This window comes from Rahnella sp. NRRL B-41462, assembly GCF_003263525.1.
In the GTDB taxonomy this organism is placed as follows: Bacteria; Pseudomonadota; Gammaproteobacteria; order Enterobacterales; family Enterobacteriaceae; genus Rahnella; species Rahnella aceris.
Genome location: NZ_JYDF01000064.1, coordinates 1 through 10,090, shown reverse-complemented (window position 1 = coordinate 10,090; position 10,090 = coordinate 1). Strand labels below are relative to the sequence as shown.

Annotated in this window: 9 protein-coding genes and 1 pseudogene; 4 read left to right on the top strand and 6 right to left on the bottom strand. The window is 52.0% G+C overall.

Annotated elements, in window-relative coordinates:
- The 4 genes from asmA to apbC form a co-directional block, all read right to left on the bottom strand.
- Positions 1 to 1,406, bottom strand: a 1,406-nt coding sequence (gene asmA / locus UC14_RS16400) for an outer membrane assembly protein AsmA (protein ID WP_112198059.1), incomplete at its 3' end; no start/stop codon positions are given.
- A gap of 43 nt (positions 1,407 to 1,449) precedes the next feature.
- Complete coding sequence (gene dcd, locus UC14_RS16395; protein ID WP_013575065.1) at positions 1,450 to 2,031, bottom strand: dCTP deaminase; 582 nt, start codon at positions 2,029 to 2,031, stop codon at positions 1,450 to 1,452.
- 37 nt (positions 2,032 to 2,068) lie between these two features.
- Positions 2,069 to 2,710 carry a uridine kinase gene (gene udk, locus UC14_RS16390; RefSeq protein WP_013575064.1) on the bottom strand — a complete coding sequence of 214 codons (642 nt, stop codon included), beginning with the start codon at positions 2,708 to 2,710 and terminating at the stop codon, positions 2,069 to 2,071.
- A 146-nt stretch (positions 2,711 to 2,856) separates the two neighbouring features.
- Positions 2,857 to 3,969, bottom strand: coding sequence for an iron-sulfur cluster carrier protein ApbC (apbC, locus tag UC14_RS16385; protein WP_013575063.1), 1,113 nt, complete (start codon positions 3,967 to 3,969; stop codon positions 2,857 to 2,859).
- Here apbC and metG point away from each other — a divergent pair.
- Positions 3,963 to 6,152, top strand: a complete 2,190-nt coding sequence (gene metG / locus UC14_RS16380; RefSeq protein ID WP_255563068.1) for a methionine--tRNA ligase — start codon at positions 3,963 to 3,965, stop codon at positions 6,150 to 6,152. The two genes, apbC and metG, sit on opposite strands and share 7 nt — an antisense overlap.
- A 144-nt stretch (positions 6,153 to 6,296) precedes the next feature.
- Here metG and UC14_RS16375 read toward each other — a convergent pair whose 3' ends face one another.
- Complete coding sequence (locus UC14_RS16375) at positions 6,297 to 6,569, bottom strand: DUF1127 domain-containing protein (RefSeq protein ID WP_015689690.1); 273 nt, start codon at positions 6,567 to 6,569, stop codon at positions 6,297 to 6,299.
- 168 nt (positions 6,570 to 6,737) lie between these two features.
- On the opposite strand from UC14_RS16375, the gene UC14_RS16370 reads away from it, so the two are divergent.
- Positions 6,738 to 8,156, top strand: a complete 1,419-nt coding sequence (locus UC14_RS16370; protein ID WP_013575060.1) for a PLP-dependent aminotransferase family protein — start codon at positions 6,738 to 6,740, stop codon at positions 8,154 to 8,156.
- A 25-nt stretch (positions 8,157 to 8,181) separates the two neighbouring features.
- Positions 8,182 to 9,072 carry a LysR substrate-binding domain-containing protein gene (locus tag UC14_RS16365; RefSeq protein ID WP_013575059.1) on the top strand — a complete coding sequence of 297 codons (891 nt, stop codon included), beginning with the start codon at positions 8,182 to 8,184 and terminating at the stop codon, positions 9,070 to 9,072.
- A 119-nt stretch (positions 9,073 to 9,191) separates the two neighbouring features.
- Here UC14_RS16365 and UC14_RS16360 read toward each other — a convergent pair whose 3' ends face one another.
- On the bottom strand, positions 9,192 to 9,473 hold the full coding sequence (locus UC14_RS16360) for a hypothetical protein (RefSeq protein WP_013575058.1): 282 nt from the start codon (positions 9,471 to 9,473) through the stop codon (positions 9,192 to 9,194).
- A gap of 219 nt (positions 9,474 to 9,692) precedes the next feature.
- Between UC14_RS16360 and UC14_RS16355 the strand changes: the two are divergent.
- Positions 9,693 to 10,090 (top strand): annotated as a pseudogene (locus UC14_RS16355) (peptide ABC transporter substrate-binding protein); the annotation flags it as partial.

Below are 10,090 nucleotides of genomic sequence, written 5' to 3'. Positions count from 1 at the left end.
AGTTGCTGAATATTAAGGCCATTCAGACGCGCGTTATCCATTGAAAGCTGCCCCTCGCCTTGCCATCGCCGTGCAAAATCAACGGCCGACAACCCTTCTCCGTTAACATTCCCTTGCATAGAGAAGCTCCCGGTCAGGACTTTCGGTAACCCGTAAGCTGTCAGTAAATCACCCAGTTCAATGCTGTCCACATCCGGTGTCAGATGGACCTGAATTTTATTCCCCGTGACATCCAGGGTGCCTGGCAGAGAAAAGCGCCCTGTTCCCAGGTTGCCGCTAAATGCCGGCAAGGAAACCTGGCCCTGATGATTGACCGCATTCAGGGCAAGGTTCTGGATTTTCATACCGCGATAAGTGAGATCAGCAACTTTCAGCGCCAGGGTGGCATTGAAGGTTTGCAAATCATTCAGCCCGTTTGGCTGTTCATCCACATCACGGGCGATAACGGGTGCTGACGTCACAGACTGCGCGGTTTGCGACGATTGTTCCTGCGTATCAGGCTGCCAGCCGGAAAGCGCATCAAGATCAAGCTTATCAGCGGTTAAATTGAGCTGATAATCCGCCAGTTCTCCCAGCTTCGCAGAGGCCGTGCCGGAGATCTGATTATCATTGGCCGACAGCGCCAGCTGGTTCAGCGTCAGCATATTGTTATCACGCTGATAGCTCACCTGCATGGAACCATTCCCCTGAAGGCCTTTCACCGGGATATCGGCACCGTTCAGTTGATAAGTGAACTTGCTGATGCTGGCAGAGACAGCCTGCGGATAGTGCTGCATATCCAGGTCGGCTTTCATGGTGAACGACAGATCGCGCTGGTCGCGGTTTATGCGACTTGAAAGCTGGATACTAGCCTGACGGTTGTCATTCTTTTCCATTTCCAGATTGATATCACGCACGTTGATCTGCTCGTCATCACCGCGCTGCCAGATGAGTAAACTGTCAGCCACGCTGATTTTATCAATATCAAATTTCCAGCCCGCTTCAAGTTCGGATGCGCCGGGCGCAACAGGCGTTGGCGTAGAAGGTGCGACCGGTGCATTGGGCTGATTCTCTTCCGTTTCCGGCGTTAAACGAATGACGGCGTTTTTCAGCAGAACCTGCTTAACCGCGAGCTGATGAGAAATAAGAGGCCAGAGTTTGACATCCAGCCGCATGTTCTCAGCGCTGACAACCGGTGCCTTAGCCCCAGGCGCGGTCAGAGAGGTCTGTCCGGCAATGATGCTGAGCTGCGGCCAGACATGCCAGCGCAGGGAACCGTTGATAGCCAGTTGATAGCCGCTTTTCACCTCGACCCTCTCTACCATGTACTGGCGGAAATCGTTCGGGTTAATCAGGAATACCAGCGAAGTCATACCGGCAATGATAACCACCAGTAAAATCACCAGTGTTGTCAGGAGTCTTCTCATGCCTTCCTCACGTTTTTATCCGGAAAACGGATAAAAAACAGAATCAGTCTTTATCAATACGACTGGCAATAGCGCTTTGCTGGTCGCGGTATTTCGCGTCCTGACGGCTATTGTATGGCCGTGCAGCAGAACCGGATAACGGTTCAAAACTCAGCGCGCCAATCAACATTCCCGGGCGAAGCGCCAGCGGGAGCTTACCTGAATTATAAAACTCGAGAACAATACGCCCCTGCCAGCCCGGATCAATGCGGTGTGCGGTCACGTGCACCATCAGCCCGAGACGCGCCAGTGAAGAGCGTCCGTCCAGCCAGCCCACCAGATCGTCAGGAATGGTGACAGACTCAAAGGTCACCGCCAGTGCCAGTTCGCCCGGATGCAGGAAGAACGCCTCGCCTTCCGGCAACACAATCTCATCACTCATCACTTTATCGAGTGCAGCGCTGACTTCGTCTTTAGGGCCACTCAGATCGATATAACCCGCATTGTGCCCGAGGAAAACGCGAAATCCGTTACCCAGACGCACATCTACCGTTGCACCATTAATCCGTTCAACCGGAGGACGGGGTGAAATGCCTAATTTGCCGCTGTCCAGCCAGGCCTCTATATCTCGGTCGCAAAGTCTCATCGTATCTCCGGTATGGTTTTAACGGATTGTTCCGCGATTAATTGAAGAACTGGCTGATTTTAGCCTTGAGGATATCAATCGCAATCCGGTTTTTGCCGCCGCGCGGCACAATGATGTCTGCGTATTGTTTTGAAGGCTCGATAAATTGCAGGAACATTGGACGAACCGTTTTCTGATACTGCGCCATCACAGAATCCATCGAACGACCACGTTCATTGACGTCACGCTTCATACGGCGCATCAGACAGATATCCAGCGGAGTATCGACGAAAATGGAGAAATTCATTTCGTCACGCAAACGTGCATCGGTCAGGAGCAGGATCCCTTCCAGGATAATCACTTTCTTCGGTTTAAGGGTCACCGTTTCAGGCAGACGGGTATGCTCAATGAAGCTGTAGCTTGGCAATTCAATCGCCTGACCAGACTTCATTGCCTGTAAATGCTGGAACAGCAAATTGTGGTCCATCGCACTGGGATGGTCGTAGTTGGTTTTGACCCGCTCTTCCATGGTCATGTGACTTTGGTCTTTATAGTAGCAATCTTCCGGGATCACCCCGATATGCTCATCACCGACCTGATCACGAAGTTCACGGTATAACGTACTGGCGATGAGGCTTTTTCCCGAAGCAGATGCGCCAGCGATACCCACGATGACACACTGATGGAATTTGTCAGACATAAAATTAAAGACCTGATTTGGAAGTTGGAAGGCAAGCACAGATATATGCTTTGAACGCGCCAATTATAAGTACAACACACTGCCCGATGCCAGCGTTAAGGCTGTGTAATCGCTGACATCAGGTAATAATTCACAGAGTTGGGGGATTAAACGGCTCTGAAGGCAATTTCAGTCGGGATGGCATCGCCTTTCCAGAACAGTTGTGACGCAATTTTTGCCGCCAGCTCACGGTAAATTGCCGTGAATTCACTTTCAGGATTGGAAACAACTGTTGGCTCACCACGATCTAAATCTTCACGCAACGAAATATGCAGCGGCAATTGCGCCAGTAAATCACAGCGGTATTTCTCAGCCAGACGTTGTGCGCCACCGGTACCGAAAATCGGTTCGTGATGCCCGCAGTTGCTGCACACATGCATACTCATGTTCTCTACAATCCCCAGAACCGGCACATGCACTTTTTCAAACATCACGATGCCTTTCATTGCATCGAGCAGCGCAATATCCTGCGGCGTCGTGACCACTAAGGCGGCGGTAACCGGGATGTTTTGCGACAGCGTCAGCTGAATATCACCCGTACCCGGCGGCAAATCGATGACCAGATAATCCAGATCCGGCCACAGCGTATCCTGAAGCATCTGCATCAGCGCTTTACTGGCCATCGGCCCGCGCCACACCATGGCATTTTCATCCGTCACCAGATAGCCAATCGAGTTGGTCGCCAGGCCGTGTGCCATAATCGGCGACATGTGCACGCCGTCCGGCGAGGTCGGGCGTTCTTCCTCAGTGCCCAGCATATTCGGTACTGACGGGCCGTAAATATCGGCGTCCAGAATACCGACTTTGGCACCTTCTGCTGCCAGCGCCAGCGCCAGGTTCACCGCCGTGGTCGATTTCCCTACCCCGCCTTTACCCGAACTGACCGCCAGAATATTGCGCACACCTTTGATACCCGGCTGATCGTTTGCCCGTTTGATGGTGGCAATATCGTGGCGCAGATTCCACTGAATGGCCGAAGCACCGGTCACCCGCAACAATTCGCTGCTGGTTTGTTCTTTTAATACATCAAAACCACTGTTCCAGGCGAACGGCAGGGTCAGATCAATATGTAAAACGTCATCCATTAACACGCAGTGATGCAACGCTTTCATCGCGGGCAAATCTTTTTGCAGTGTGGAATGGCGGAAGGTGGCCAGTACGCCGGTCACGAGTGCGCGCAGCCCTGCGGGTGTGGTCTGCTGTGGGGATTGAGATGTCATCCCGGCTCCTTGAAAGGGGGTTATCAGACTATTTATCTATCCATAAGCATAACAGAACACACGTAAGGAGATCCCCCGTTTGTTTACGCGGGGCGGCGCTTTCGGTTAACATCAATGCCCCTGATTTCAACTACAGAAAGCAAGCTCTTACTATGGCTCAAGTCGCGAAAAAAATTTTGGTAACCTGTGCACTTCCGTACGCCAACGGATCCATCCATCTCGGTCACATGCTCGAGCACATCCAGGCTGACGTCTGGGTCCGTTACCAGCGAATGCGCGGCAATGAAGTGCATTTCATCTGTGCGGACGATGCACACGGCACCCCGATCATGCTGAAAGCGCAGCAGCTCGGTATCAGGCCGGAAGAGATGATTGCCGAAATGAGCCAGGAGCATCAGAAAGATTTCGCCGGCTTCGGCATCAGCTACGACAACTATCACTCCACGCACAGCGACGAAAACCGTGAGCTGTCTGCGCTGATTTATGGTCGTCTGAAAGAAAACGGTTTTATCAAAAACCGCACCATTTCGCAGTTGTACGATCCTGAGAAAGGCATGTTCCTGCCAGACCGTTTCGTTAAAGGCACCTGCCCGAAATGTAAATCACCGGATCAGTACGGCGATAACTGTGAAGTGTGTGGCGCAACCTACAGCCCGACGGAACTGATTGACCCGAAATCGGTGGTCTCCGGTGCGACGCCGGTGTTGCGTGATTCCGAGCACTACTTCTTTGACTTACCTGAATTCAGCGCGATGTTGCAGGCGTGGACCCGTTCGGGCGCGTTGCAGGAACAAGTGGCAAACAAAATGCAGGAGTGGTTCGAGCATGGTCTGCAACAGTGGGATATCTCACGCGATGCGCCATACTTCGGCTTTGAAATTCCTGATGCGCCGGGCAAATATTTCTACGTCTGGCTGGACGCGCCAATCGGCTACATGGGTTCATTCAAAAACCTGTGCGACCGCCGCACTGACCTGAATTTTGACGAGTTCTGGAAAAAAGATTCCACCACCGAGCTGTATCACTTTATTGGTAAAGACATCGTTTATTTCCACAGCCTGTTCTGGCCTGCCATGCTGGAAGGCAGCGGTTTCCGCAAGCCGACCAACCTGTTTGTGCACGGTTATGTCACCGTCAACGGCGCAAAAATGTCCAAGTCGCGTGGCACGTTCATCAAAGCCAGCACTTATCTGAACCATCTGGATGCGGACTGCCTGCGTTATTACTACACCGCGAAACTGTCTTCACGCATCGACGATATCGACCTGAATCTGGAAGATTTCGTGCAGCGCGTTAACGCTGATATCGTGAACAAAGTGGTTAACCTGGCCTCACGTAATGCCGGTTTCATCGCCAAACGTTTTGACGGCAAACTGGCTGACACGCTGGCCGATGAAACGCTGTACAAAACCTTCACCGATGCCGCTGAAAGCATTGCTCAGGCGTATGACAGCCGTGAATCAGGCCGTGCAATCCGCGAAATCATGGCGCTGGCTGACCTGGCAAACCGTTATGTCGATGAACAGGCACCGTGGGTTGTCGCAAAACAGGAAGGCCGTGATGCCGACCTGCAGGCCATCTGCTCAATGGGCATCAACCTGTTCCGCGTACTGATGACCTATCTGAAGCCGGTTCTGCCTTCACTGTCAGAGCGCACAGAAGCCTTCCTGAATACCACACTGGACTGGGACGCGATTGCCCAACCATTGTTGTCGCATCAGGTAAATCCGTTCAAAGCGCTGTTTAACCGTATCGAACTGGATAAAGTCACCGCGATGGTTGATGCCTCGAAAGAAGACATCGCAGCCGCCAAAGTACCGACAACCGGTCCGCTGGCCGATGACCCGATTCAGGAAACCATCACGTTTGATGATTTCGCCAAAGTGGATATGCGTATTGCCCTGATCAAGAGCGCTGATTTCGTGGAAGGTTCAGACAAACTGCTTCGTTTGCAACTGGATCTGGGCGGTGAAACCCGTCAGATTTTCTCCGGTATCCGCTCTGCGTATCCTGATCCGAAAGCACTGGAAGGCCGTCTGACCATCATGGTCGCTAACCTCGCACCGCGTAAAATGCGCTTCGGCATCTCTGAAGGGATGGTGATGGCGGCGGGCCCAGGCGGAAAAGACATCTTCCTGCTCAGCCCGGATTCCGGCGCACAGCCTGGTATGCAGGTTAAATAAAACTCATGACTGCTCCTCCCCCTGCGAAGGGGGAGGTTGGGAGGGGGTTTTACAGACAAAATAAAGAGTTGGAGAAACTTCAGCTTATTTTTTTGACCTTAATACCCCACCCCGGCCCTCCCCTTCGCAGGGGAGGGAGCATAATCACTTCGGCCAGTTCGGCCAAATAGCTTTCGGATACTCTCTGTCGATATCCGATTTCGCCAGCCCGATATCTTTCAATTGATCAGCACTCAGCGAATGCAAAATCTTGCGGCTGACGCGGCGCTCATTCCAGCCATGCACGATAGCAAACAACTGTTTTATCCATCCGCTCTTTTTTTGCGGCATCTGTACTGCCCTATCCGCCCCCAAGATATCAGCACAAACGCGTGTCTCACATCCGGCAAACTGCCGTTCTTCAATGATATTTTTCATATTCTGCTCCCGTTGACGACCTGACATCAGGATCTTACAAACAGTAAAAACATTACAGATTCAGTTTTTTTATATTTCGACCATACAGATCTGGATCTGATGACAGATTCAGCGTTAGATTGTGTCAATCTGTACTGCTTTCTTTGCGCAGGCGTTGAGGAAAAGATAATGAATCGTTACGAAAATCTGGCAAATGTCTTGAGTGACCGTATTGAGCAGGGGCTGTATCCGGCGGGTATCCGGCTGCCTTCGGTGCGGGTGTTAAGCAGTGAACATGGCGTCAGCGTCAGCACGGTTCAGCAGGCCTACCGCGTGCTGGAAGAAAAACAGCTGGTGGAGGCACGACCAAAATCAGGCTACTTTGTCAAAGATGCACGCTTGCAGGCAGCGCTTCCGGCGGTTTGCCGCCCGACGCAACGTCCGGTGGATATTTCCCAGTGGGATCAGGTACTCGAACTGATTACGTCCCCGCACCGTCCCGGCGTGGTGCAGCTCGGGCGGGGCTCGCCGGATGTTACGGCTGCCACGCTCAGGCCCCTCAGCCGCCTGATGGGGCGCGCCGGCCAGCATCAGAATCTCAACGCGTTTCATTACGACAGCATTTACGGCTCAGAAGAATTACGCGAACAAATCGCCCGTCTGATGATTGACAGCGGCAGCCATATGGATGCCAGCAATATCCTGATCACCACCGGTTGTCATGAAGCGCTGTCTATCGCCATCCGTTCGGTGTGTGAACACGGCGATATCGTGGCGGTGGATTCACCAAGTTTTCACGGGGCGATGCAAACCCTGAAAGGCTTCGGTATGAAAGCACTGGAAATCCCGACCGATCCGGTCACCGGCATCAGTCTGGAAGCGCTGGAAATGGCACTGGAACAGTGGCCGGTCAAAGCCATACAACTGACGCCCAACTGCAATAATCCGCTCGGTTACAACATGCCTGATGACCGTAAGAAAAGCCTGCTGCGTCTGGCGCAACGCTACGATATCGCCATTATCGAAGACGATGTTTATGGTGAACTGGCGTATCAGTATCCGCGCCCTGCCACCATTACCTCTTTCGATGAAGATGGCCGCGTATTGCTGTGCAGTTCGTTTTCCAAAACGCTGGCGCCCGGTTTACGCGTCGGCTGGATCGCGCCGGGTCGCTATCACGACCGTGCGCTGCACATGAAATACATCACCACCGGCGCCTCGGCTACGCTGCCACAAATCGCTATCGCGGATTTCATCAAACAGGGGCATTATCTGCAGCACATGCGCCGGATACGTAACCAGTACCAGCGCAATCTGTGCACCATGACTGACTGGGTGATGAAATATTTTCCGTGCGGCTCCCGGGTTAGCCGCCCCCAGGGCGGTTTTTTGCTGTGGATCGAACTTGATGAACGCGTGGATACACAGCGGCTGAACCGGCTGCTCGAAGAGCATTTAGTGCAAATTGCCATCGGTTCGATATTCTCTGCTTCTGGCAAATACCGCAATTGCCTGCGCATCAATTATGCACAGCCCCTGACAGCAAAAACTGAACGCGCCATCCAGCAGGTGGGCCTGACGATTTCTCAGATGCTGGAAAACTGCTAAACGTCCATCCGGAGACACTTTTACCGTGCAGATAGAACCGTTACCGCCACTGAACACGCTGGTGGCTTTTGAATGCGTGGCGCGTTATTGCAGTTTTTCCCGGGCAGCCGACGAGCTGAATCTTACCCAAAGCGCCATCAGCCGCCAGATCATTCAACTGGAGGAAATGCTCGGTTGTAAGCTTTTCCAGCGCGCCCAGCGTAAAACGACCCTGACGCCGCGCGGTGAAACCTATGCGCAACAAGTGCGTAAATTACTGGGTGATATTTCGCAATCCACGGCGGAAGTCATGGGCTGGAACGGTTTGCCGCAGGTCACGCTGGCCTGCACCAGCGCCATGAGCGGCCTGTGGCTTTCGTCGCGTCTTTCCTCGTTGCGCCAGTTGCTGCCCGACCTGCAAATCCGCATGAAGATTTCCGACAGCTTTTCAGATCTCAAGTCATCAGAATTTGATCTGGCTATCTTCTATCTGCGCGAGCCACCGCCCGGTTATCACGTACAGGCGCTGTTTGACGAAGTCTGTTATCCGATGTGCTCGCCGTCATTCCTCAGCCGTATGCCACCTGACGCCAGCGCCGCCGATTTACTTGAACAGACATTGCTTATTCAGGATGACCCGCAACGCGAATGGACCGGCTGGCGCGACTGGTTTGCGTCGCAGGACGTCAGCTTCGTCACGCCGCGCAGAACATGGCGGGCCAACAACTATCCGTTTCTGGTGCAGTCGGCGGTGCTGGGAGATGGGATTTTGCTGGGCTGGGAAGGACTGGTGCAGGATTACATCAATAACGGCCAACTGGTCGCCGCACATCCCGGCAAACTGGCTGCCGCCGGAAAATGCTACATGCTGACGCCGCAGGACCGGTTCCTCAAACCTGTGGTGCATAAAGTCATTAACTGGTTAAAACAGCCGTAAAGTGAATGAATTTGCCAGGCCGGATATCCGGTCTGGCAATGAATATTCAGCAGGATTGACGAGATCATGTTCACAGTGATTTATGAAAAATAATAATAATCCGACGTCATAATAAAATATTATGAATTGACATCGGCTGGCGGTATTTTGTTTTTCTCCAGATATCTGCGTTTTCTCGCAGAATTCATACCAATTAATGTGAATAACAGCCAGCATGACTGCGAAATACAGGATGCAAGGTTGAAATCATGACTTAACGAATACAGGCCAAACACGCCGCCGATTATATTAAGATAGGCGTAACTGTTAGCATCAACCGCTAGCCTGCGCATTTGAACCAGCGCATAAGCCAGAAGATAGCAAAACACGCCAATTAAACCGACAACTGTATGCAGTTCCACCGGTCACTTCCCTTTCCAGACGTTGATAGCTGAGAAAAATAAAGCTTTTCAGGGTGTTCTGCCGCGCATTTTTCGCATACCCTCATGATAAATTCTCATGCAAGTTCAACAGGGGGTTTTGATATAAATCATCAAGGCAATCCATTGCGCCAATTTAGAAACACCCGGGGTATTTCGCCTGCACCTATAAAATTCCAGCACGTACTATGGAGATAATTAATGAAAGATAATAATTCCCCTTTGACGAAATTAATGCAGGATGCACAACTTAGCCGTCGCGGCTTTATTACCAGCGTTTCCGCTGTGGGTATTACCAGTGCTATGGGCTTTTCACCGTTCTCTGCTTTTGCTGCTGAGCCGAAAAAAGGCGGCATATTAAAACTGGGTATGTCAGGGGGAAATACCAGTGATACGCTGGACCCGACATTATTCAGCGACTGGGTGCCATTAAATCAGGCATATATGCTGATGAACGGCCTGATTGAAATTGATGAAAATAACAAAGCCACGCCTGAATTGTTCTCCGCCTGGGAAGCCAAACCCGGTGCCACCGAGTGGGTGTTTACCGTTCGTGATGGCGTCACCTTCCATAATGGTAAAAAACTGGATGCAGATGA